Raw genomic sequence first — 23,825 nt, 5'->3', positions numbered from 1 at the left:
CGCAAAGTGGACGGTGGTGAGACGTCGCCTTATATCAGGCTTTGTCGGTATTCCATGCCTCCTCCGCCCCTTCCGCCGGTGTGGCAAACCCTTGTCACCCGGGGCCGCGCGGGAACCGGGCGAGGACGGCCCGGTAGCAGGGGCGAAGGCGGGTCCCCGGGCCACGGCGGGGTCAGGAGTTGAGGTACGTGAGGACCGCGAGCACCCGGCGGTGATCTCCCTCACTCGGCGCGAGACCGAGCTTCATGAAGATGTTGCTCACGTGCTTCTCCACCGCGCCGTCGCTCACGACGAGCTGCCCGGCGATGGCGGAGTTCGTCCGCCCCTCGGCCATCAGGCCGAGCACCTCGCGCTCCCGCGGGGTCAGCCCCGCGAGCACGTCCTGCTTGCGGCTGCGGCCCAGCAACTGGGCGACGACCTCCGGGTCGAGCGCCGTGCCGCCCTCGGCCACGCGGACGACGGCGTCGACGAACTCGCGGACCTCCGCGACCCGGTCCTTCAGCAGATACCCGACCCCGCGGCTGGAACCGGCGATCAGCTCGGTGGCGTACTGCTCCTCGACGTACTGCGAGAGCACCAGCACACCGACGTCGGGATGGTCGCGCCGCAGTTGCACGGCCGCGCGGACGCCCTCGTCGGTGTGCGTCGGGGGCATCCGGACATCGGCGACGACGACGTCCGGCGCGCCGCCCTCGGCGGCCAGGTCCCCGACCGTCTTGACCAGCGCCACGCCGTCACCGACGCCGGCGACGACCTCGTGGCCCCGGTCGGTGAGCAGCCGGGTGAGCCCCTCCCGGAGCAGCACCGAGTCCTCGGCGATGACCACCCGCACGCTGTCCTCCACCGTTGCCTGCCCCCCATACGAAGATGTGTAGACCTCCAGCATCCCAGGATTCGGCGGCGGGGGAGCCGCCCGAGGGGGACAACGGCATGTGAAGGGCGGAAGTCGGCCGTGGCGGCGGGCCCGCTCAGGCCCGCCAGGGCAGCTCCGCGGTGACGACCGTCGGGCCGCCGGGCGGGGAGTCGACGACCAGCAGCCCGTCCACCGAGCCCAGCCGCTCCGCCAGCCCCGAGAGCCCCGAGCCCGCGTCCAGCCGCGCGCCGCCGTTCCCGTCGTCCGTGACCTGGATCATCAGGCGGCCCTCCGCACGCCACAGGTCCACCATGGCCCGGCTCGCGCCGCTGTGCTTGCTGATGTTCTGCAGCAGCTCGGAGGTCGTGTAGTACGCGATGCCCTCGATGGCCTGCGCCGGCCGCTCCAGCAGGTCCACCGTCACCGACACCGGCACGGTGCAGCGGGCGGCGACCGCCGACAGCGCGGGGCCCAGGCCCCGGTCGGTGAGGATCGCCGGGTGGATGCCGCGGGCCAGGTCCCGCAGCTCCTGGAGGGCGAGCTTCACCTCGCCGTGCGCCTCGTCGACCATGAGGGCCGCGGCCTCCGGGTCCTCCAGCAGCTTCTCCTTCGCCAGCCCCAGGTCCATCGCCAGGGCCACGAGCCGGGCCTGCGCGCCGTCGTGCAGGTCGCGCTCAATGCGCCGCAGGTCCGCCGCCGCCGTGTCCACCACGACCCCGCGGTCCTCTTCCAGCTCCTGCACCCGGGTCGCCAGCTTCGACGGGCCCAGCAGCCCGATGACCATCGCCCGGTCCACGTACGACACGGCGCGCACCACCCACGGCGAGGCGAGCAGGAACGCCGCACCCACGCCGACCGCGAAGAGCTGCTCCAGCGCCGAGTCCAGGTACCAGCCGTCGCCCTCGGCGTTCCCGTACACCTGGAGGCCGTCCTGGCCCCAGTGCGCCGGGAAGACCCACTGCCACAGCGGATACGTGACCAGCGACCAGCTCAGGAACATCGTCGTCACCGTGATCGTGAACGAGCAGATGGCCCAGAACATGTGCAGCAGCCCGTAGAGCATCGTCCGCCACGACTCGCCGCTGCGGAACAGCGACCCGACCCAGCCCATGAACCCGGAGGACCGCCGGCGCAGCGGCTCCGGGTCGTCGACGTGCAGGCCCAGCAGGAGCCGCGCGCGGGTCCGCTCGAAGTAGCCCATGCCGCGGCAGCCCGCCAGCAGCGCGGCCAGCACCGGGACGCCGAGGAACGTGATCAGCAGGCCGACGCCCAGCGACAGCATCGTGATCGTGTAGACGAAGAACACGATCGACACCGGCAGGCTGAGCAGGTGGAAGAGGAACTCGCGCCAGGTGCGTGCCTCGAAGGGGGCGCGCAGGGCGAGGGGAAGCCGCGGGCGGCGGGCCTCGGGAGCGTACGCGGTGCTGTCCATCGTCGGAAGTCCTTCTGCCGGAGCGCTGGTGACGGGTCTGTCGAGCTTGTGCCTCCAGCCTCCTCGGCGGGGGCGCCGCGGGCCATGGAGCAGGTCGGTCTGTCGGTACGGGGGAAAACCCCACCCCGGCCGGTGGGTCTACGCGTGGGACTCCCGGTTGCGCCAGGGGAGTTCGGCGGTGACGACCGTCGGGCCCCCGGGCGGGGAGTCGACGACCAGCAGCCCGTCCACCGAGCCCAGCCGGTCCGCCAGCCCCGAGAGCCCGGTGCCGCCGTCCAGCCGGGCACCGCCCTTCCCGTCGTCGGTGACCTGGAGCATGATGCGCCCCTCCGCCCGCCACACGTCGGCGCTGGCGCTCTTCGCGCCGCTGTGCTTGCTGATGTTCTGCAGCAGCTCGGAGACCGTGTAGTACGCGATGCCCTCGATGGCCTGCGCCGGGCGGTCCTTGAGCTCGACGGTCACCGCGACGGGCACGGTGCAGCGGGCGGCGACCGACGACAGCGCCGGGCCCAGGCCCCGGTCGGTGAGGATCGCCGGGTGGATGCCCCGGGCCAGGTCCCGCAGCTCCTCCAGGGCGAGCTTCACCTCGCCGTGCGCCTCGCCGACCATCTCGGCCGCCGCCTCCGGGTCCTCCAGCAGCTTCTCCTTCGCCAGCCCCAGCCCCATGGCCAGCGCCACGAGCCGGGCCTGCGCGCCGTCGTGCAGATCGCGCTCGATGCGCCGCAGGTCCGCCGCCGCCGTGTCCACCACGACCCCGCGGTCCTCCTCCAGCTCCTTGATCCGCCGCTCCAGCGGGTCCGAGGGCGCCAGCAGCGCGCGCACCATCGCCCGGTCCCCGTCCGCAAGACCGCGCGCCAGCCACGGCAGCAGCGGCCACAGGCCGACCAGCGACACGAGCGTCACGGCGAACGTGAGGATCCCCCACGGCAGCCGGATCACGCTGTACAGCGTCGTCCGCCAGCCCACCGGGTCCTTCAGCGTCGCCCACAGCCACGGCAGGAAACCGCCGTACGTGCTGCGCCGGATCGGGGTGGGCGCCTCGACGTGCACGCCGAGCAGCGCCCGCGCCCGCGCGCGCTCCCACGAGCCGAGCCCGCGGGCGCCGGCGAGGCCGGCGGCCAGCAGCGGCAGGCCGATGACGGTGATCGACAGCAGCGCGCCGGCGTAGAGCCACACCGAGACGTACAGGAAGGCGAAGATCGCCAGGGGGAGGTTCAGCAGCAGGTGCACGACCTCCAGCCAGGTCGTGCCGCTGAGCGGCGGACGAGGCGGGGGCAGCGGCGCGTCGCCGCGCGGCTTGGCCGGCGGCTCCGGGCCGGGACGGCTGTGGGTCATCCCCCCAGGGTGCCGCGCCGGGGGCGGCGGGCGCCATGGGGGGTGTACCGGGGAACGTACGGGGGTTAACCCCACCCTTTGCGGAGATGTCTCCGCTTCTGCGCCTGGCGGGCGCGGTGCGGTGCAGCCGGAAGTGGCGCACACGAGACGGGCGCACCCTGCGGGGCAGGGCCTACACTCCTTGCCCGTACAGGTCGATGTCCTGACCGAAAAGATGTCCTGACCGAAAACCAGCACGGGTCAGCCAGCCATCCAGCCACAGCAGTCAGGGAGCGAAGCGGACGTGCCGGACATGCTCGCCAGCGCCGCGGCCGCCGACGCCGTGGGCACCGACGCCGTGGCCGCCGACTACTTCGACGGCTACGGGGTGGTCGGCCTCGTCGCCGTGCTGGGCCTGCTCTTCGTCGTGGTCGCCTTCGGCGGCGCGCGCCTCCTGCGGCCCGCGGTGCCGACACCGGAGAAGCTGCTCACGTACGAGTGCGGGGTGGACCCGGTCGGGGAGGGCTGGGCGCACACGCAGGTCCGCTACTACGTGTACGCCTTCCTGTACGTGATCTTCGCGGTCGACGTCATCTTCCTCTTCCCCTGGGCGACGGTCTTCGCGGCGCCGGGGTACGGGGCGGTGACGCTCGTGGAGATGTTCCTCTTCCTCGGATTCCTCGCCGTGGGCCTGCTCTACGCCTGGAAGAAGGGCGTCCTCGAATGGACGTGAACGCGAACGCCACCCCTGCCGTCCCCGCTGTGCAGAGCGTGGGCGTTCTGCAGCGGCTGGCCCCCCGGCCGATGAAGGTCGTGCTCAACTGGGGCCGCCGCTACAGCCTGTGGGTCTTCAACTTCGGCCTCGCCTGCTGCGCGATCGAGTTCATCGCCGCGTCGATGGCCCGGCACGACTTCATCCGCCTCGGCGTCATCCCGTTCGCGCCGGGCCCGCGGCAGGCGGACCTGATGGTGGTCTCCGGCACGGTGACGGACAAGATGGCGCCGTCGGTGAAGCGGCTGTACGAGCAGATGCCGGAGCCGAAGTACGTGATCTCCTTCGGCGCGTGCTCCAACTGCGGCGGTCCGTACTGGGACTCGTACTCGGTGACGAAGGGCGTGGACCAGGTCATCCCGGTCGACGTGTACGTGCCGGGCTGCCCGCCGCGGCCCGAGGCGCTGCTGCAGGGGATCCTGAAACTGCAGGAGAAGATCGCGCAGGAGTCGCTCCAGGAACGGTACGGGAACGGGGCGTCCGGGCCGCAGGCGTCGGTGGGCGCGCTGACCAGCGGGCTGGTGGAGCCGCCGGAGGGCGGCAGATGACGGAGCAGGGGGAGGACCCGGCCGGGTGGCTCCCGCGGCCGGCGGAGGACCTCTTCGGCCCGGGAGCGGTGGCGAACGAGGCGTACGACGTCCTGACCGTGGACGTACCGGCCGACGCCTGGACCGCGGCGCTGCGGACCGCTCGCGACGAGCTGGGCTGCACGTTCTTCGACTGGCTCAGCGCCGTCGACGAACCGGGCGAGGGCTTCCGCGTCGCCGCCCACGTCGTCGCCGTCGGCACCCCGCCGCGCCGGCTGCTGCTCCGCACGACGGTGCCGCACTCCGCTCCTTCGCTGGCGACGGCGACGGGCGTCTACGCGGGGGCGGCCTGGCACGAGCGGGAGACGCACGAGATGTTCGGCGTCGACTTCCCCGGCCACCCGTACCCGGCGCGGCTGCTGCTGCCGGAGGAGTTCGAGGGCCACCCGCTGCGGAAGGACTTCGTCCTGGCGGCACGGGTGGCGAAGGCGTGGCCGGGCGCGAAGGAGCCGGGCGAGTCCCACGCGGGCGGCCCCAAGCGCCGCCAGATGCAGCCCCCGGGCGTCCCGGACCCCAACGACTGGGGCCCGATGAAGGGCAAACTCCCCCCGGCCCCCACCCGCACCCCCCGCCGCGCGGCCACGCGACCGGACGGCCCACCCCGCCGCTCCCGCACGACGACGGAGGGCTCGGCGTCGCAACGGCCCGCGGACACCGGACCGGCGGAGGCCGCTGCCCCGACGGACCCACCCCCGACCGGCGACACCCCGGAAGCCGGCCCGCGCCGCCCGCGGGGCGGCGCGGAGAACACGTCGGGTGACGCCGCGGGCGCTGCCCCCGGGGAAGCCGGGGCGGGCCGTTCGGGTCGCGGCGCCCGCCGCGCCCGCTCGGCGAGCGAGGGTTCGGCGTCGCAGCGGACCGCCGGCGGCGAGCCGGCGGGAACACCGCCCAGCGGCGACGACCCCGCCCCAGGCGCGGCCCCCGGCGAAGCCGGGGCCGGCCGCCCCGCGCCCGGTGCGCGGCGTTCACGCTCCGCGAGCGGAGGTTCCGCGTCGCAGCGTGCCGCCGGCGGGGGGCCCGCCGCGGCGGGCGAGGGGGCACGCCCCCGTACCCGTACGCCCGACGCCCCCTGGCAACGCCCCCGCCCCGACGACGAGTCGGCCCCGTCCGACAACGCCCCAGTCGAAGGCACTCCGACCGCCGAGCCCGCCGCCGGCGCCCCCGCGCCGCCCGAGCCGCCCGCCTCCGCCGAGTCCGGCCCGTCGCCCGAGCCGGCCGCGAACGACACCGCAGCCGAGGAGCCCGGTCGCGCCGCGGGCGGCCCGACCCAGCCCGAGCCGCCCGCCGGAGGCGATCTCTCGCCTGCGGAGCCCGCCGCAGGCGAGCGTCCTCCCCCGCCCGAGACGGCCTCAGGCGAGCCCGGTCCTTCTCCCCAGCCCGCCGCAGGCGAGCCTCGCCCCGCCCCCGAGCCCGCCGCAGGCGAAGGCACTCCGCCCGATGAGCCCGCCGCCGACGCCCCCGCGCCGACCGAGCCGCCCGCCCGCCGCGATCCCGCCGAAGGCGGTGACCCATCGTGAACGGCGTGCTCGAAACCCTGCTCACCCTCCTCGCCGTGGTCGTCGTCTTCCTGCTCTTCCCCCTCGTCGTCGGCCAGACCGAGCACAAGGTCATGGCCCACATGCAAGGCCGCGTAGGCCCCATGTACGCCGGCGGCTTCCACGGCTGGGCGCAACTCGTCGCCGACGGCGTCAAGTTCGTGCAGAAGGAAGACGTCGTCCCCGCCGGCGCCGACCGGCGGGTCTTCCAGCTCGCCCCCGCCGTCGCCCTCCTCCCGTACCTCGTCGTCCTCGTCGCCATCCCCTTCGCCCCCGACGGCGGCGTCGGAGAGGCCCTGGACGCCGGGATCTTCTTCGTGCTGGCCGTCATGGGCGTCGGCGTGCTCGGCTCCCTCATGGGCGGCTGGGCGTCCGCCAACAAGTACTCGCTCCTCGGCGGCCTCCGCACCGCCGCCCAGCTCCTCGCCTACGAGCTGCCCATGCTGCTCGCCGCCGCCTCCGTCGCCATGGCCGCCGGGACGGTGTCGCTCGTCGGGATCGTCGACGGGTTCGAGTGGTGGTGGCTGCCGTGGCAGATCGTCGGCGGGGTGGTGTTCTTCACCGCAGGACTCGCCGAGCTGCAACGTCCCCCGTTCGACGCCCCCGTCGCCGACTCGGAGATCATCTTCGGCGCGTACACCGAGTACTCCGGCCTGCGCTTCGCGCTGTTCCTGCTCGCCGAGTACGCCGGCATCGTCGTCCTCAGCGCGCTGACCGCCGTGCTCTTCCTCGGCGGCTGGCACGGCCCGTACGCCGACGGGCTCGGCTGGCTGTGGACGCTGCTGAAGACCGGGATCCTCGCCTTCGCCGTGATCTGGCTGCGCGTCTCGTACCCCCGCCTGCGCGAGGACCAACTGCAGCGTTTCGCCTGGACGACCCTCATCCCGCTCGCGCTCGCGCAGATCGCGCTGACCGGCATCGTGAAAGTGGTGATCTGACCGGTGAAGGGGCTGGCCAAGGGGCTCGCGGTCACGCTGCGCACGATGACGCGGCGCTCGCACACCGCGCACTACCCCGACACCCTGCCCGCGCTGCCGCCGCGCAGCCGCGGCGTCATCGCGCTCTTCGAGGAGAACTGCACGGTCTGCATGCTGTGCGCCCGCGAGTGCCCCGACTGGTGCATCTACATCGACTCGCACAAGGAGACCGTGCCGCCCGCCGCGCCCGGCGGGCGCGAGCGCAGCCGGAACGTGCTCGACCGGTTCGCGATCGACTTCGCGCTGTGCATGTACTGCGGGATCTGCATCGAGGTCTGCCCGTTCGACGCCCTCTTCTGGTCGCCGGAGTTCGAGTACGCGGAGACCGACATCCACGAGCTGACCCACGAGCGGGACCGGCTGCGGGACTGGATGTGGACGGTGCCGGTGCCGCCGGCGCCGGATCTGGCGGGGGAGGAGCCGAAGGAGCTGGGCGCGGCGCGCAAGGCGGTGGAGAAGGCGGAGGCCGCCCGGGCACGCGAGACGGCCGAGCCGCCGGCCGGGGAGGGCGACGACGCATGACCCTCGCCGCCGAGACCCACGGCTTCCTGTCGCCCACCGGCGTCGAGATCGTCTTCGTCCTCACCGGCCTGGTGACCCTCGGCGCCGCCGTGATCGCCGTGACCACCCGGCAGTTGGTGCACGCCGCGCTGTGGCTGGTGGTCGCGCTCGGCGGGCTGGCGGTCGAGTACCTGCTGCTGACGGCCGAGTTCGTGGCCTGGGTGCAGGTGCTGATCTACGTCGGCTCCGTCGTGGTGCTGCTCCTCTTCGGGCTGATGCTGACCCGGGCGCCGATAGGCCGCTCGCCGGACGCCGACTCGGGCAACCGGTGGGTGGCGCTGGGCGTGGCGGGGGCGGCGGCGGTGCTGCTCGTGACGCTGGTCGTGGACGCGTTCCGTACGACCACGATCGACCTGGACGAGCCCAGGGGCACGACCGACCTGCTGGGGGCGAGCGTCTTCCGGCACTGGGTGCTGCCGTTCGAGGCGCTGTCGGTGCTGCTGCTGGCGGCGCTGGTGGGCGCGATCGTGCTGTCGCGGAAGAACGGCGATCCCCCGGACGCGGACGCAGATGCCGGCGCGGGCGCGGGCGCCGACGCGGACCGGGGCGGGGAGGACTGATGCATCTCGCGTATCCGGCGGTGCTGGCCGTGCTGCTGTTCTGCGTCGGTCTCTACGGCGTGCTGGCCCGGCGCAACGCCATCCTGGTGCTGATGTCCGTCGAGCTGATGCTCAACGCCGTCAACCTCAACCTCGTCGCCTTCGACGTCTGGCTCCGCGACACCCTGCGCGCCGGGCAGTCGTTCACGCTGTTCATCATCGCGGTGGCCGCGGCCGAGATCGGCATCGGGCTGGCGATCGTGCTGATGGTGTACCGCAACCGGGGCACCTCCGCCGTCGACCGCCTGCGCGACCTCGCGGACACGGACGCGGGCGGCAGCGACACCGACACCGACACCGACTCCGGCGGCGGGGCGGGGACCGCGTCCAAGAAGGCCGAGGCCACCGCGTGACCACCACCACCCTCGCCGCCCTCGTCCCCCTGCTGCCCTTCCTCGGCGCCGTCGCCGGCCTGCTCCTCGGCCGCCGCTTCCCGGGCATGGTGCAGCCGCTGGCCGTGCTGCCGACCGTGACCGCCGCCGTGCTCGCCGTCGTCGTCGCGGCCCGGCAGGGCGGCGACGAGCCGGTGACCGCCGCCACCGAGCTGACCCCGACCGGCTCCGTGCCCATCGACCTGGCGCTGCACCTCGACGGCATGGCGGTGCTCGTCGCCGTGCTCGTCGGCGTCGTCGCCTCGTGCGTGCAGCTCTACTCCACCGGCTACCTCCGCGACGACCCGCGCTACTCCTCGTACGCCGCCCTCGTCTCCCTCTTCACCGCCGCGATGTTCCTCGTCGTCTACTCCGGCGACCTGATGGTGCTGCTGGTCGGCTGGGAGGTCATGGGCATCTGCTCGTACTTCCTCGTCGGCCACTACTGGGACACGGAGGTCGCGCGGGCCGCCTCCCTCAAGGCGTTCCTGGTCACCAAGCTGGGCGACGTCCCTTTCCTCATCGGCGTCTTCGCGCTCGCCGCCGAGGCCGGCACGTTCCGCATCAGCGGCATCCTGAACGCCGCCGTCTCCGGCGACGGACTCGCCCACCCCACGCTCATCGCGCTGCTGCTGCTCGCCGGCGTCGCGGGCAAGTCTGCGCAGTTCCCGCTGCACACCTGGCTGCCCGACGCGATGGCCGGCCCGACGCCCGTGTCCGCGCTGATCCACGCGGCGACGATGGTCGCGGCCGGCGTCTACGTCGTCGCCCGGCTGCTGCCCGTCTTCGCCGCCTCGGCCGCCGCGCTGGTGGTGCTGGCGGTCCTGGCCGCCGTCACGATGGTCGGCTCGGCGCTGGCCGCGCTCGCGCAGGACGACATCAAACGCGTCCTCGCGTACTCGACCGTCGGACAACTCGGCTACATGACCGGGGCGCTGGCCGCCGGCTCCCGCGACGCCGCCGTCTTCCACCTCCTCTCGCACGGCGCCTTCAAGGCGCTGCTCTTCCTCGCCGCCGGCGTCGTCATCCACGCCGCCGGCACCAACTCGCTGGCCGCGATGGCCCGGATGGACGGCCTGCACAAGCGCGTGCCGGACGCCTACTGGACGATGACCGCCGCCCTCCTGGCCCTCGCCGCCCTCCCGCCCTTCGCCGGCTTCTTCTCCAAGGAAGCCGTCCTCGGCGCCGCCGAACACGCCGCAACGGGCGACGCGGAGGGCATCCCCGGCGCCGCGGCCTGGACCGTGCTCGTCGCCGGACTCGCCGCGGCGCTGCTCACCGCCGCGTACGCGGCCCGGCTGTGGCTGCTCGCCTTCCACGGTCGCGGCGAACCCGCTCCCGACCACGGCCGGCAGCCGGTGGTCATGAACGCCGTGCTGTGGCTGCTGCTCGTGCCCACCGTGGCGTTCGGGCTGACGGTGTGGACGCTGCCGGACTGGCTCGACGACCACTCCCTCACGCCCACGCTCGCCACCGCCGTCCTCGGCACGGGCCTGGCGCTCGTCGGCATGCTGGCGACGTACGCCGCGTGGAAGCAGACCGCCGGGCTCGCCGCCCGCGTCCCCGTCGGCGCGGTCGCCGCCCACCCCGGAGCCGAGCCCGCGCTCATCGAGGCCGAGGCGGAGGCCACGCACGAAGAGGTGTACGGCAGTACCGGGGACGAGGGCGCCGCCGCGTCGGGCGCCGCCCCCGACGGCACCTCCACCGACCCCGGCCGGATCCTGCTCGGCCCCGCCCTCTACCGGCACGCCGGCAGCGGCTTCCACCTCGACGCCCTGTACGCCGCGCTCTTCGTCCGCCCGGTACGTGCCGCGGCCCGCCTGGTCCGCTTCCTGGACCGGGAGGTCGTCGACACCTACGTGAGCGGCGCCGGCGGCACACCCCGGCTGCTCGGCGCCGCGGTCCGCCGCGCGCAGACCGGCAACGTGCAGAGCTACCTCAGCGCGCTGCTCGGCGGCGCACTCGTCCTGGCCGTCGCCGTCGTCGTCGCCACCACGTCGGTCACGGGAGGCTGACGCCGCATATGAACCACACCGTGATGCAGCTCGTCCTCGCCGCCATCGTCGTACTCCCCCTTCTCGGCGCCGTGGCCGCCCTGTTCCCCGCGCCGCCCGGCCTGAAGGGCAAGAGCCCCGACCAGGCCGTGCTGCGCCACGGCGTCACCGTCACCGGCGCCGTGTTCGTCCTGTCCGTCGTCCTGGCCGCCGGCTTCGACTACGACGCCGACGGGCCGGCCACCATGCAGGCCGAGTCCGACGTGAGCTGGATCCCCGCCCTCGGGATCCGGCTGCACCTCGGCGTCGACGGCGTATCGCTCCCCCTCCTCGTCCTCACCGCGCTGCTGACCTTCCTCTGCGCGGTCTACGGCTACTTCGTCATGCCCGCCGGGCCGTCACCCCGGGCGTTCGTCGCGCTGCTGCTCGTCCTCGAAGGCGGCATGCTCGCCGCCTTCGCCGTCCTCAACCTGCTGCTGTTCTTCCTGGCGTTCGAGATGGTGCTCATCCCGATGTACTTCCTCATCGCCCGCTGGGGCGGTGCCGGACGCGGCCCCGCCGCCTGGAAGTTCATCCTCTACACGCTGCTCGGCTCGGTCGTGATGCTCCTCGGCCTCCTCCTCGTCGGGTTCCAGGGCGGCACGTTCGACATGGTGGCACTCGCCACTGACAACGGCGCCAACCTCAGCCACACCACGCAGCTCATCGCCGTCCTCGCCATCGGCGCAGGACTCGCCGTGAAGACCCCGATGTGGCCGCTGCACAGTTGGCTCCCCGACGCCCACACCGCCGCCCCCACCGCCGGCTCCGTCCTCCTCGCCGGAGTGCTGCTGAAGATGGGCACGTACGGGTTCGTGCGCGTCCTGCTGCCCATCGCCCCCGACGGCATGGAGACGTACGCGCCCTACCTCGCCGCCTTCGGCGTCACCGGCATCCTCTACGGCTCCCTCGCCTGCCTCGCCCTCGCCAGGACCGGGGCACGCGGCGACCTCAAGCGGCTCATCGCGTACTCCTCCGTCGGCCACATGGGCTTCGTGCTCCTCGGCATCTCCACCCTCACCCCCACGGGCGTCAACGGCGCGCTCTTCGCCAACGTCGCCCACGGCCTCATCACCGGCCTGCTGTTCTTCCTCGTCGGCGCCCTGAAGGAACGCACCGGCACCACCGACCTCGACGCCCTCGCCGGCCGCACCGGCGCCGCCCTCTACGGCAGCGCCCCGCGCCTCGGCGCCCTGCTCGCCTTCGGCGCCGTCGCGTCGCTGGGGCTGCCGGGGCTGGCCGGGTTCTGGGGCGAGATGCTGGCGATGTTCGCCGCGTACGACCCGGCCGCCGGGCTCTCGCGGCCGGCGTACCTGGTCTGCATGGCCGTCGCCGGCTTCGGCACCCTGCTCACCGCCGCGTACCTCCTCGTCGTCGTACGCCGCGTCTGCATGGGGGACGGGACGCCGGGGGAGCGGGCGAGGCCGGCGCTGGCGGACGTACGCCGGTACGAGATCGCCGCCTGGAGCCCGCTCGTCACGCTCACCGTCCTCGCCGGCCTCTGGCCCGCCGCACTCCTCGGCCTGACCGACCCGGCCGTGCAGAAGCTCCTCGCGGGAGGAAGCTGATGACGTACGCACACGCCGCCGCACCCCTGGGGGCCGGGTCCGCGGACACGGTCCTCGCCGAGTCCGTCGTCCAGTCCGTGGACTGGCTCGCCGTCGCGCCGCCCACGATCGTCGCCGTGGCCGCCGTCGCGCTGCTCGTCGCCGACCTCTTCGTATCCGAGCGCGCCAAACACCTCCTCGGCTGGGGCGCGGTCGCCGCGCTCGCCGTGTCCCTGCTCGCGCTCCTGCCCCTGCTCGACGGCGACCGCAGCACCTTCTGTCTCACCGACGATCCAAACGTCTGCAGCTACACCGCCGACCGCTTCGCGCTGGTCGTGCAACTCGTGGTGCTCGCGGGCGCACTGCTCGTCGCGCTGCTGTCCGTGCACGACGTACGCGCGACGCGGCTGCCCGCGGGGGAGTTCTGGTTCCTGCTGCTGGCCTCCGCGGCCGGCGCGGCGCTGCTGCCCGCCGCCCGCGACCTGGCCACGCTCGTGATCGCCCTGGAGGTCGCCTCGCTGCCGGCGTTCGCGCTGGTCGGCCTCCGCCGCGGGGACCGGCTGTCGTCCGAGGCGGCGCTGAAGTTCTTCCTCTCCTCCGTCACCGCGACCGCCGTCATGCTCCTCGGCATCAGCTTCGTCTACGCGGCCGGGGGCAGCCTGCACCTGGCGCGGCTGGCCGACGGCCTCGCGTCGGCGCCGGAGCGGCTGGAGACGCTGGCGGCGGCGGGGGTGGTGCTGACGCTCGTCGGGTTCGCGTTCAAGACGGCGGCGGTGCCGTTCCACTCCTGGGTGCCCGACACGTACGTCGGCGCCCCGGTCCCGGTCGCCGCGTACCTGTCGGTCGTCGGCAAGGCGGTGGGCTTCAGCGGGCTGATCCTCGTCACGGTCCTGGCCTTCCCGGCGTACGACCACGTGTGGGGCCCGGCGATCGCGGTGCTGGCGGCGCTCACGATGACCGCGGGCAACGTCGCCGCCCTGCGCCAGCGCCTCGACGCCCCGCACAGCGCGGTCCGCCTGCTGGCCTGGTCCTCGGTGGCGCAGGCCGGCTACCTGCTGGTCCCGATCGCCGCCGCGGGCTACGCCGAAGAACCGGAGCGCGCGGTGGGCTCCACGCTCTCGTACGCCCTGATGTACGGGGTGGTGAACCTCGGCGCCTTCGCGGTGGTCGCCGCGCTGGCGGCGAAGGGCGGCCGCGGCGGGCGGATCGCCGACTACCGGGGCCTGGCGTCGACGCGGCTGCCGGTGGCACTGGCGCTGGCGTTCTTCCTGATCAACCTCGCGGGGCTGCCGCCGGGGATCATCGGCCTGTTCGCGAAGGTGGCGGTCCTGGGGTCCGCGGTGGACGCGGGGCTGGGGTGGCTGGCGGTGGTCATGGCGGCGAACGTGGTGGTGGGGCTCTACTACTACCTGAAGTGGACGGCGCTGCTGTTCCGCCCGGCGGAGCCGGCGGCGGAGGGCGGACCCGAGGGGGTACAGCCCGTACCGACCGCACCGGCCACCCCGACCGCCCCCGTGGTCGCACCTCCGGCCGCGCCCCTGGCCGCCCCGCTGCGCGGCGCCATCGGCCTGACGGCGGCGCTCGGCGTCGCGCTCTCCGGCGCCCCGCAGCTCGTACTCCGCTTCGCGGGCGAAGCCCTGCTGTAACGCCGCCTCACCCGCCCGGCGCACGGGGGATCTGCGCTGACCAGGGAACTTACCCGGCAGGTCGCGCGTTCCTGGTGGGGGAGGGGTCCACTGGAGGGAGACGGCCGACACTTGCGGCGGCAGGCTTTGGAGGGCACACCGTGCACCGGTCGAACAACGGGCTGAAGACAGCCGCGCTCCTCGGCGGCATGTCGGCGCTGATCTTGCTCATCGGCAGCATTTTCGGCCGTACGGGCCTGATCGTCGCGCTCGTCGTGGCCATCGGCACCAACGCGTACGCGTACTGGAACAGCGACAAGCTGGCGCTGCGCGCGATGCGCGCCCGCCCGGTCAGCGAGATCGAGGCGCCGAACCTCTACCGCATCGTGCGCGAGCTCTCCAACGAGGCCCGCCAGCCCATGCCGCGGCTCTACATCTCGCCCACCCAGGCCCCGAACGCCTTCGCCACCGGCCGTGACCCGCGCAACGCGGCGGTCTGCGTCACCGACGGCATCCTGCAGATACTCGACGAGCGCGAGCTGCGCGGCGTCCTGGGCCACGAGCTGATGCACGTCTACAACCGGGACATCCTCATCTCGTCGATCGCGGGCGCGCTCGCGTCGGTGGTGATGTTCCTGGTGAACTTCGCCTGGCTGATCCCGAGCGGCGACCGCAACGGCAACGGCCCCGGCCCGTTCGGCATGCTCCTGGTCCTCTTCCTCGGCCCGGTGGCGGCGAGCATCATCAGGCTCGCGGTCAGCCGCTCGCGCGAGTACGAGGCGGACCAGACCGGCGCCCGCCTCACCGGCGACCCGCTGGCCCTGGCGAGCGCCCTGCGGAAGCTCGACATCGGCACGAAGCAGCTCCCGCTGCCCCCCGAGCCGCGCATCGAGACGGCGAGCCACATGATGATCGCCAACCCGTTCCGCCGGGGGTCGGGCAACATGTCGCGCCTCTTCTCGACGCACCCGCCGATGGCGGAACGCATCGCCCGCCTGGAGCGCATGGCGGGCCGCAACCTGGGCAACTAACCCGCCGCCGGCGGCCCGGCGCTGCCCGCCGCGGTGGCCGCCACCCGAACGACGTCCCCGTTCGACGTCCCCGCACCCCGGGCTATCGGCCCGTCAGCCCCCGCTCCCCGCCACCGCCTCCTCCGGCGAGAAACCCTCCCCCCTCCGCAGCGCCTCCGCCGCCTCCGCCGCCCCCAGGGCCTCGCGGATCCGGGCCGTCGCGCGGTTCACATCCCCCCGTTCCGCCGCGGGCAGCGGCGCTCCCGCCGCGCGGCGGGCCGCCGCGGCGGCGCCCAGCAGCAGCGCCGCGTCTCGCAGCGCCGCCGGGGTGTCCGTCAGGGTGCGGGCCGCGGCCATGCCCTCCAGGGACAGGGCCAGCGCGCGGGGGTCTCCCGTCGTCAGGGCCGTCTCGTAGCCCTCCTCCTGGCGGCCGCGGGCCTCCTCCGCGTCGCCGCGCAGCTCCGCCACGAAGCCCAGTTCGGCGAGGACCAGCGCGTTCGCGCCGTTCAGGCCGACCTCGCGGTGCCACTCCAGCACGGCGTGCAGATGCGCCTCCGCCGCGTCCAGCCGGCCGTCCCGGCGTGCCGTGAGGGCCAGGCCCAGGCGGGCGTTGATCTCGCCCGCGCGGAAGCCGATCTCGGTCGCCGCGCACCGCGCGGCCTCGTGGTGCTCGTACGCCGCCGCCAGGTCGCCCGCGAGCAGCGCGACCCTGCCCAGGCCCGCCTGCAGGTCGACCGCCTGGGGTGACGCGCCGAAGCGGCGGGCGACGTCGAGGCCGCCGCGCCACAGCTCCGTGGCCCGGGCGTAGTCGCCGTGGATCTCCGCGAGCGAGGCCAGCGGGTACACCGCCCACAGCCGGGAACACGCGTCCCCCGCGCCCGCGAACAACTCCGCGCTCCGCTCCGCCGCCCCCGCCGCCTCGGCGAGGTCGCCCTTCAGCAGCCGCTGCACCGCCCGGTCCCCGAGGGCCGCCGCCTCACCCCAGCCGTCACCCTGCTCCCGGAAGGCGGCGAGAGCCCGGCCCGTCAACTCCTCGCCCTCCGCCATGCTCCCCGTGCCGCACAGCGTGTGCCCCAGGAACCACCCCGCCCACGCCGGGCCCCGCCAGCCCGACGCCCCCGCGTCCCCCTGCTCGTACGCGTTCTCGTACGCACCGACCGCCGCCCCGATACGCGCCGTCCGCTTCGTCCCGTTCCCCGTCAGGATCGCGAACCCCGTCCGCCACACGCCCACCCGCGCCCGCGGCGCCGCGTCGCCCCCCGGCAGCGCCAGCGCGTCCGCCGCCGAGCGCAGCGCCTCGACGAGGCGGCCACGCATGATCCAGTACCACCCCAGCGCGTCCACCAGCCGCAGCGCATCCCGCGCGCTGCCGCGCCGCACCGCGGTGGCGAACGCCGCGCGCAGGTTCGCGCTCTCCGCGTCCAGCCGCTCCAGCCAGGCCAGTTGCTCCGGCCCCCGCAGCCGCGGCTCCGCGCCCGCGGCCAGGTCCGCGTACCACTCCAGGTGCCGCGTCGCCACGGACTCGCGCTCGCCAGCCTCGTCCAGTCGCTCCAGGCAGTACGCGGCGACCGACTCCAGCAGCCGGTAGCGCGAGCCGTCCGGTGCCGCGACCACCAGCGAGCGGTCGACCAGCCGCGCCGTGATCCCCAGCACGTCCCGAGCCGCGACCCCGTCCCCCGCACACACCGCCTCCGCGGCGTCCAGGGTGCAGCCCTCGGCGTGCACGGCCAGCCGCCGCAGCACCGCCTGCTCCGGTGCGGTCAGCAGCTCCCAGCTCCAGTCGATCACCGCCCGGAGCGTCTGCTGCCGTGCCGGAGCACCGCGCTGGCCCGCGGACAGCAGCCGGAAGCGGTCGTCGAGGCGCTGCTCAAGCTGGTGTACGCCCAGCGCGCGCACGCGCGTGGCGGCCAGCTCCAGGGCCAGCGGGATGCCGTCCAGCCGACGGCAGATCGCCTCGGCCGCCGTCCTGCCCGCCGCGTCGAGCGTGAAGCCGGGCGCCGCCGCGGCGGCGCGCGCCGTGAACAGTTCGAGCGCGCTGCCCGGCGCGAGCGGCGGCACCGCCCACAGCGTCTCCCCGGCGAGCGCCAGCGCCTCCTGGCTCGTCGTCAGTACGGTCAGACCGGGCACGCTGCGCAGCAGCAGCTCCACCAACTCGGCGGCCTCGTCGACGACATGCTCGCAGTTGTCGAGGACGAGCAGCATCCGGCGGCCGGCGAGCGCCGCCGCCAGCCGCCCGGCGGCGCCGGGATCCGCCTCGCCTTCGGGGCGCCGGCCCCACGTGCCGTCGTCGCGCAGGCCGAGGGCGACGGCGGCCGTCTCGGCCAGCCGGCCGCCGGCACCGGGCCCCTGGCCGCCAACCCCGGGCCGCAACCCGTCGGAGCCGGGCCGCGAGCCGTCGGAGCCGGGCCGCCGGCCGTCCGTGCCCGCCCGCCGCCCCTCCGCGCCCGCCCGCCGCCCGTCGTCCGGACCGGTCATCCGCCCCGCCGCCCCCGCCGACCCGCCCGCCGCGCCGGCCAGCTCCACCACCCACTCGCCGTCCGGGTACGTCCCCCGCAGCTTCTCCATCACCGCCAGCGCCAGCCGCGTCTTGCCGACCCCGCCCGGTCCCGTCAGCGTGACGAGACGCCGCTCCGCCAGCAGCGCCGCCACCTCCCCGATCGCCTCGTCCCGCCCGACGAGGTCGCCCAGCGGCGGAGCGATCAGGTTCGTACGCGGCGGGGTGGGCCCGCGCCCGCCCCGCCCGCGCCCGGCGGCCGGGGCGTCCAGCGCCGCGTCCTGCCGCAGCATCGCCCCGTGCAGCGCGGCGAGCGCCGGGCTGGGGTCGACCCCCAGCTCGTCGGCGAGGCGGGCGCGCAGGTCCTCGTACCCGGCAAGGGCCTCGCTCTGGCGCCCCGCCCCGTACAGCGCCCGCAGATAGACGGCCCGCAACTGCTCCCGCAACGGATGCCGCGCCACCTGCTCGGCCAGCTCGGCCACCACCTCGGCGTGCTCACCCAGCTCCAGCCGCGCGTCCGCCAGCGCCTCCAGGGCGACCAGCCGCTCGTCCGCCAGCCGCGCCACCGCCGCCTGCGCGAACGGCTCCTCGGCGAAGTCCGCGAAGGCGGGCCCGCGCCACAGGCCCAGGGCTTCGCGCAGCAGAGCGATCCGTGCTGCGGCGTCCGGTGCCGTACGGGCCCGGGCGGCCAGCCGCGCGAACCGCCGGGCGTCCAGGGCGTCGGGCTCCTCGGGCGGCAGCACGAGCTGATATCCGGGAGCGCGCGTGGCGACCAGGTCCCGCGCGCCGGTCTCGGCCGCCTCCAGCACCCCCCGCAACTGCGAGACCTTCGCCTGGAGTGAACGCGCCGGGTTCCCCGGCGGCTCGTCGCCCCACAGGTCGTCGATCAGCCGCGACGTCGCGACGGGCTGCCCGGCGTGCGCCAGCAGGGACGCGAGGAGGGCCCGCACCTTCAGCTCGGGTACGCGCACGGGCCGGCCGGCGTCGGTCCACACCGCCGTCTCCCCCAGCACCCCGAATCGCATGTCGATCACGGTAGCCCAGGCCCCCGACACCGGCCCCGGTGTCTCTCCCCGCCCCCTGCTGCCCCTCCGCACACCCCCGGGGCCAGGCCCGAACACCACCCGAGCCGGATCCGATGCGGCCCCCCGGACAGTGAGGTGCACCGGACGCCACCGGCGTCCGCCGCCCGCCCCCTGCCCACCCCCGGAGAAACCCATGCCCCACACCCTCACGGTCGTGGCCCACCCCCGCCCCGACTCCCTCACCGCACAGGTCGCGGCCGGCCTGCGGGCCCGGATACGGGACGCGGGCGGCACGGTCGACGTCCTCGACCTGTACGCGGAGCGCTTCGATCCACGCACGTATCCCGACGACGAACCCGACTGGGAGAACCGCGACAAGCGGTACTCGGCCGAGGTCCATGCCCACATGGACCGCATCGCCGCCGCCGACGACATCCTCGTCGTCTTCCCTGTCTGGTGGTACGCGCCGCCGGCGATCCTCAAGGGCTGGATCGACCGCGTCTGGAACTACGGCTTCGCCTACGGCCGCAGCACCCCGCGGCTCGCCGCCAAGCGGATGCTGTGGCTGGGGCTGGCGGGCGGCACCGCCGAGGAGTTCGCCTCCCTCGGCCTGGACACCGCGATGGACACGCAACTGCGAGTCGGCATCTCGGAGTACAACGGCATCACCGCGTCCGCGGTCCGGCTGCTGCACGGCACCGAGCTGTCCGGCGTCCCCGTACACGTACGGCCCGCGAAGGTGCGCGAGGTGCTGGCCGCGGCGGAGGCCGCGCGGCAGGAGATCCTCGGCGACACCCCGTCCCACGGCACACCCCTGCGCGGCACCGCGATCACGCGCGTGGAGGTGTCCCGGTGAGCACCGGCGCCCACGCCCGTACCGACGACCGCCACACCCCGCCGCCGCGCGCCGGAGTCCGCCAGTGGCTCGGCCTCGCGCTGCTCGTGGTGCCGGTCGCGCTGATGACCGCCGACCTGGGCGTGCTCTGGCTCGCCACCCCGTACCTCGCCGCCGACCTGCGGCCCAGCGGCTCCGAGGTGCTGTGGATCACCGACATCTACGGGTTCCTCACCGCCGGCACCCTCGTGATCATAGGGACGCTCGGCGACCGCGTCGGCCGCCGCAGACTGCTGCTGGCCGGTTCGGCCGGGTTCATGATCGCGTCGGTGGTCGCGGCGTACGCGCAGAACGCCGCGACCCTCATCGGCGCGCGTGCCGTACTCGGCGTGGCGGGCGCGGCCGTCCTGCCCTCCACCCTCTCCCTGATCAGCCACATGTTCGCCGACCCCCGGCAGCGCGCGACGGCCATCGCGATGTGGGTCACCGCGCTGTCCGCCGGCCTGGCGGCGGGACCGGTCGTCGGCGGCGTGCTGCTGGAGCGGTGGTGGTGGGGCTCGGTGTTCCTGATCGGGCTGCCCGTGATGCTGCCGGTGCTGCTGGTGGCACCGCTGCTCCTGCCGGAGTACCGCGATCCGCGCCCCGGCCGGCTGGACCTGCCGAGCGTCGCGCTGTTCCTGACGTCCGTGCTGCCGCTGGTGTACGCGGTCAAGCACACCGCGGAACACGGCCCCGGCGGCACGGCCGCGCTGTCCACGGCGGTGGGCGCGGTCGCGGTCACCGCCTTCGTACGCCGGCAGAACCGCCTCAGGGACCCGCTGCTGGACCTCGCGCTGTTCCGCCGCCGGGAGTTCACCGGCGCGCTGCTCACCCTGCTGCTGGGCATGACGGCGCTCAACGGCGTCGAGTACCTGGTGCCGCAGTACCTCCAGTCGGTGACGGAACTGTCGCCGCTGGCGGCCGGGTTGTGGCTGGTGCCGGGCGCGGTGGGGCTGGTGGCGGGCTCACAGCTCACGCCCGTTCTGGCGAGGCGGTTCCGGCCGGCGTGGGTCCTGGTCGGCGGTCTGCTGATCTCGCTGGTCGGGTACGGGATGCTGACGGCCGTCACGGGCGTCGGCGCCACGGCGGCGGGGCTGACGGTGGTCATGTTCGGGGTCGCCCCGATCAGCGTCCTGGGCACGGCACTCGCCGTCGCCGGCGCACCCCCGCCGAAGGCGGGCGCCGCCGCCGCGACCGGGCAGACGGCGTACGACCTCGGCCTGGCGCTCGGCATCGCGACCACCGGCAGCCTGGCGGCGGCGGTCTACCGCCGGGAGATGCCGCCCGACGCCCCCGCCGAGGCCCGCGACACCGTGGGCGCCGCCCTGGACGCGGCCGGCGCCCTGGCCGCCCCCGAACGCGGCGCGGCCCTGGCCACGGCGGCCCGCGACGCCTTCACCGCGGGCCTGCACACGGCGGCGGCGGCGAGCGCGGTGCTGGCGCTGGTGACGGCGGCGGTGGCGGCGCTGCTGCTGCGGGGCGTACCGCCGATCACGGGGGAGGAGGAGCAGAAGGAGGAACCCGAGGCAGCAGGGCAGGCAAGCGTGAACCGCTGAGACCGGCGAAGCCCGCAGCCCGGACCGACGAGGCTCCGGGCCTCGGCTCGCGTCCTGCCCCGCCCTCAGACGCGGCGTATCTGCATCACCGCCACCCTGGCGTCGTGCCCGTCCACGTGCATCGGCACCACCTTCGTCCAGCGCAGCCGCACCTGTGTCCCGTTCGTGCCCGGGACCCACCCGATCTGGTCGATCCCGCGGGCGAAGGCGCGCTTTTCGTGCTGGGGCAGGAGCAGCGGCATCGGGCTGCGGTTCACGTCGCCGGTCCAGATCACCGGGAGGCCGCGGGCGCGCCAGTGTCCCAGCACCTCGTCGCGGTGCTTGCGGAAGTGCTGCCGCCACATGTCGTCCCGCCACGCCTCGTGCGGGTCCTCCGTGCCGTTGAACGCCCCCGCCACGTAGTGGGTGTTGGCGAAGACGAATCTCGACCGGGGATCGTCCGCCCGTGCCAGTACGGCCTCGGTGATGACCCGGTGCGGCGAGACGCCCGCCCTGCCGCCGTGGACGAAGGTGACCCTGCGGTCGACGATGTCGTACGCCGTGGGGATCGACATCGGCACCCTGCGGGCACGGCCCTCCTGCTCGAAGATGTTCCGGTAGGCGGTGCCGAAGTACTGGTTGATCCACCGGGGTTCCAGGTTGTCGCTCCCGTCACCCTCGCCGATCTCCTGCCAGCCCACCAGCGGTCTGGTCAGCCGGCCGTCGATCGTCACGGCGTGCCGGACGTCCCGGATGGCGCGTTCCCGCTGGCCCGCGTTCTCGCGCCCGATGTTGGCGGTGACGACGACGAGCCGCTGCCAGCCGTCGGCCGCGTCGGCGCTGTCGGCCGCTGCCAGTGCGCCGGCGGTGCCGACCACGGCCGCGCCGCCGAGGCCGAGGGCGCGCCTCCTGGTGATCGCTTCCACGACTTCTCCCTACGCGAGCTTCGAGTGCCGTACGCGTTCCCTCTGCCCGGCCGGGGCCCTACTGGACGTAGTAGCCGTCCGCGTTCAGACGCAGCGCGCCGTTCATCGGGTAGCGGGGGCCGCCGTCCCACCAGTGCCACACCACCCGGAGGGTGCCGTCGGGGACGGCGAAGACGTCCATGCCGCCCGGCCCCCGGCGGTTGCCGGGCAGGCCGCGGTACGGGCCGAGTCCGCCGGACCCGGTGTAGCCGAAGTACGGGCGCTCCACGCCGCGGCGGAGGGGGTTGCAGCGGGACGAGGGGAGCGGGGTGGTGCCGCACTCGGCGATGCCCGTGGCGTAGCGGGCGCTGTCCCAGTTGTTACCGGAGTACATCAGGTACCAGGTGCCGTTGGACCGCCGCCACATCGACGGGTTCTCGACGACATGGGTGCCGCCGCTGGTCCCGCGGGTGTCCCAGGTGATGTCGGTGCTCTTGAGCACGTCCCGGCGGGTGCTCCAGACGGCCCGGCCCTCGCCGTCGGTGCGTACGGTCGAGATGCCGGTCTCGGCGCCGGCCGCGATCGCGTCGTCCCGGTAGGTGACGTACATGGTGCCGCCGCTGACGAAGGGGTTCGCGTCGATCGCCCACCGTCCGCCGGGCGGGCAGGCCCACCCGCCCGCGCTGCGGAACGGGCCGCGGGCGGACGTCGCGACGGCCCGGCCGATGCACTTCTGCCCGGAGCCCTTGCGTGAGGCGGTGTAGAACATGAAGTAGCGGTCGCCCAAACGGGCCACACCGGGCGCCCAGACGGCGCCGCCCGGCTCGGCCCAGGCGCCCGGTCCGCCGGGCAGCGCGTCGCCCGAGGCGCAGTCGGTCATGCCGACCGTGTTGCCGGAGCCGTGGACGAGTACCGGGACGTTGAGCCGCCCGGTGGCGCCGTCGCACCGCGTCCCGCGGCCGGCGGGCACCGTGGTGCCGTAGGTGACGTACCGGCCGTCCCGCGCCCGCACGGTGTCCGGATCGGCGAGTTGGAAGGACGACGGGTTCGCCGCGGGGGAGGACTCACCCTCGGCGGCAGGGGCCGGCGGAGCCGGCGGGGCCGGCGGGGCCGCGTCGGCGATCGGCGCCGCGACGGCCAGGGCTGTCGCCGTGCTCACCACGGCGAGCAGCCGGCGGATACGGGTGCGCACGCTTCTCCCCTGTCGTCGGTGTCGTCGCCGATTCAAGGGGGCGCGCATACAAAGCAGATACACACCGCCTGCGGGGAGCCCCCGTCACCGCGGGGCGGGTGGCCGAGCGTAGCCGAAGCGCTCGTCCGTCGGGACCACCTCGCGGCCCAGCGGCATCAGGGAGATCGGGATGAGCTTCAGGTTCGCCCAGCCGAAGGGGATGCCGATGATCGACAGGAACAGCGGGATGCTCGTGATCAGGTGGCCGAGGGCCAGCCACCAGCCCGCGAAGATCACCCAGATCACGTTGCCGACGAACGACGGCGCGCCCGCGCCCGGCCGTTCCACCGTCGTGCGGCCGAACGGCCACAGTACGTAGCCGGCGATACGCAGCGACGCGATCCCGAACGGGATCGTGACGATCAGGATGAAGCAGATCAGCGCGGCGATCGTGTACGCGATCGCCATCCAGATTCCGCAGAAGATCAGCCACAGGACGTTCAAGAGGAGGTTGAACAGCTTCATGATCGGCACCTCTTCCGGGATCTGCGTCGACGCGGCCCGTCAGGACCAGTATCGGCCGCGAGGCGCCGGGGCGGAAACGC

20 protein-coding genes are annotated in these 23,825 nt (G+C 74.4%); 13 read left to right on the top strand and 7 right to left on the bottom strand.

The features are described 5' to 3' along the window. Positions 1–172 precede the first annotated feature (172 nt). The 3 genes from O7599_RS15545 to O7599_RS15535 all read right to left on the bottom strand — a co-directional run bounded on the left by O7599_RS15545 (position 173) and on the right by O7599_RS15535 (position 3,620). Positions 173–832, bottom strand: a complete 660-nt coding sequence (locus O7599_RS15545; protein ID WP_281623399.1) for a response regulator transcription factor — start codon at positions 830–832, stop codon at positions 173–175. 136 nt (positions 833–968) lie between these two features. Beyond that, positions 969–2,285, bottom strand: coding sequence for a sensor histidine kinase (locus tag O7599_RS15540; RefSeq protein ID WP_281622744.1), 1,317 nt, complete (start codon positions 2,283–2,285; stop codon positions 969–971). Between the two features lie 138 nt (positions 2,286–2,423). Beyond that, positions 2,424–3,620, bottom strand: a complete 1,197-nt coding sequence (locus tag O7599_RS15535; protein WP_281622743.1) for a sensor domain-containing protein — start codon at positions 3,618–3,620, stop codon at positions 2,424–2,426. Positions 3,621–3,912: 292 nt separating this feature from the next. Between O7599_RS15535 and O7599_RS15530 the strand changes: the two genes are divergently transcribed. From O7599_RS15530 to htpX, 11 genes are all read left to right on the top strand, one after another. Then, positions 3,913–4,332, top strand: a complete 420-nt coding sequence (locus O7599_RS15530; protein WP_281623398.1) for an NADH-quinone oxidoreductase subunit A — start codon at positions 3,913–3,915, stop codon at positions 4,330–4,332. Next, positions 4,323–4,919 (top strand): NADH-quinone oxidoreductase subunit B, encoded by a 597-nt coding sequence (locus tag O7599_RS15525; protein WP_281622742.1) that lies wholly within the window; start codon positions 4,323–4,325, stop codon positions 4,917–4,919. The genes O7599_RS15530 and O7599_RS15525 overlap by 10 nt, the downstream gene beginning before the upstream one ends. After that, positions 4,916–6,475, top strand: coding sequence for an NADH-quinone oxidoreductase subunit C (locus O7599_RS15520; protein WP_281622741.1), 1,560 nt, complete (start codon positions 4,916–4,918; stop codon positions 6,473–6,475). The genes O7599_RS15525 and O7599_RS15520 overlap by 4 nt, the downstream gene beginning before the upstream one ends. Continuing rightward, on the top strand, positions 6,472–7,431 hold the full coding sequence (locus tag O7599_RS15515) for a complex I subunit 1 family protein (protein WP_281622740.1): 960 nt from the start codon (positions 6,472–6,474) through the stop codon (positions 7,429–7,431). The genes O7599_RS15520 and O7599_RS15515 overlap by 4 nt, the downstream gene beginning before the upstream one ends. 45 nt (positions 7,432–7,476) lie before the next feature. Continuing rightward, complete coding sequence (locus O7599_RS15510; RefSeq protein WP_281623397.1) at positions 7,477–7,992, top strand: 4Fe-4S binding protein; 516 nt, start codon at positions 7,477–7,479, stop codon at positions 7,990–7,992. Next, positions 7,989–8,591 carry an NADH-quinone oxidoreductase subunit J gene (locus O7599_RS15505; protein ID WP_281622739.1) on the top strand — a complete coding sequence of 201 codons (603 nt, stop codon included), beginning with the start codon at positions 7,989–7,991 and terminating at the stop codon, positions 8,589–8,591. The genes O7599_RS15510 and O7599_RS15505 overlap by 4 nt, the downstream gene beginning before the upstream one ends. Further along, positions 8,591–8,983 carry an NADH-quinone oxidoreductase subunit NuoK gene (gene nuoK, locus O7599_RS15500; RefSeq protein WP_281622738.1) on the top strand — a complete coding sequence of 131 codons (393 nt, stop codon included), beginning with the start codon at positions 8,591–8,593 and terminating at the stop codon, positions 8,981–8,983. The genes O7599_RS15505 and nuoK overlap by 1 nt, the downstream gene beginning before the upstream one ends. After that, positions 8,980–11,016: an NADH-quinone oxidoreductase subunit L gene (locus O7599_RS15495; protein WP_281622737.1), complete on the top strand. Its 2,037-nt coding sequence runs from the start codon at positions 8,980–8,982 to the stop codon at positions 11,014–11,016. The genes nuoK and O7599_RS15495 overlap by 4 nt, the downstream gene beginning before the upstream one ends. 8 nt (positions 11,017–11,024) lie before the next feature. Next, the gene (locus O7599_RS15490) at positions 11,025–12,602 is read left to right on the top strand and encodes an NADH-quinone oxidoreductase subunit M (protein ID WP_281622736.1); all 1,578 of its coding nucleotides are present in this window, start codon (positions 11,025–11,027) and stop codon (positions 12,600–12,602) included. Further along, entirely contained in the window at positions 12,602–14,227 is a 1,626-nt protein-coding gene (locus O7599_RS15485; RefSeq protein ID WP_281622735.1) for an NADH-quinone oxidoreductase subunit N, read from the top strand. The genes O7599_RS15490 and O7599_RS15485 overlap by 1 nt, the downstream gene beginning before the upstream one ends. A 140-nt stretch (positions 14,228–14,367) precedes the next feature. Continuing rightward, positions 14,368–15,237 carry a zinc metalloprotease HtpX gene (gene htpX, locus O7599_RS15480; RefSeq protein ID WP_281622734.1) on the top strand — a complete coding sequence of 290 codons (870 nt, stop codon included), beginning with the start codon at positions 14,368–14,370 and terminating at the stop codon, positions 15,235–15,237. A gap of 93 nt (positions 15,238–15,330) precedes the next feature. Here the strand turns inward: htpX and O7599_RS15475 are convergent, their stop codons facing one another. Then, the gene (locus O7599_RS15475) at positions 15,331–18,735 is read right to left on the bottom strand and encodes a BTAD domain-containing putative transcriptional regulator (protein WP_281622733.1); all 3,405 of its coding nucleotides are present in this window, start codon (positions 18,733–18,735) and stop codon (positions 15,331–15,333) included. 193 nt (positions 18,736–18,928) lie between these two features. Here O7599_RS15475 and O7599_RS15470 point away from each other — a divergent pair, with 193 nt between their 5' ends. Both O7599_RS15470 and O7599_RS15465 read left to right on the top strand, forming a co-directional pair. Further along, positions 18,929–19,591, top strand: a complete 663-nt coding sequence (locus O7599_RS15470; protein ID WP_281622732.1) for an NAD(P)H oxidoreductase — start codon at positions 18,929–18,931, stop codon at positions 19,589–19,591. Then, positions 19,588–21,165 (top strand): MFS transporter, encoded by a 1,578-nt coding sequence (locus O7599_RS15465; protein WP_281622731.1) that lies wholly within the window; start codon positions 19,588–19,590, stop codon positions 21,163–21,165. The genes O7599_RS15470 and O7599_RS15465 overlap by 4 nt, the downstream gene beginning before the upstream one ends. Before the next feature lie 65 nt (positions 21,166–21,230). Here O7599_RS15465 and O7599_RS15460 read toward each other — a convergent pair whose 3' ends face one another. The 3 genes from O7599_RS15460 to O7599_RS15450 all read right to left on the bottom strand — a co-directional run bounded on the left by O7599_RS15460 (position 21,231) and on the right by O7599_RS15450 (position 23,745). Then, a complete protein-coding gene (locus O7599_RS15460) occupies positions 21,231–22,070 on the bottom strand; it encodes a hypothetical protein (RefSeq protein ID WP_281622730.1) in 840 nt (279 codons plus the stop codon). A gap of 58 nt (positions 22,071–22,128) precedes the next feature. Beyond that, positions 22,129–23,241: a family 43 glycosylhydrolase gene (locus tag O7599_RS15455; RefSeq protein WP_281622729.1), complete on the bottom strand. Its 1,113-nt coding sequence runs from the start codon at positions 23,239–23,241 to the stop codon at positions 22,129–22,131. Between the two features lie 84 nt (positions 23,242–23,325). Further along, entirely contained in the window at positions 23,326–23,745 is a 420-nt protein-coding gene (locus O7599_RS15450) for a YccF domain-containing protein (RefSeq protein WP_281622728.1), read from the bottom strand. Positions 23,746–23,825: the final 80 nt, after the last annotated feature.

The organism is Streptomyces sp. WMMC500 (genome assembly GCF_027497195.1).
Classification (GTDB): domain Bacteria; phylum Actinomycetota; class Actinomycetes; order Streptomycetales; family Streptomycetaceae; genus Streptomyces.
The sequence above is the reverse complement of the archived record's forward strand: the minus strand, read 5'-3'. Positions and strand labels throughout refer to the sequence as shown.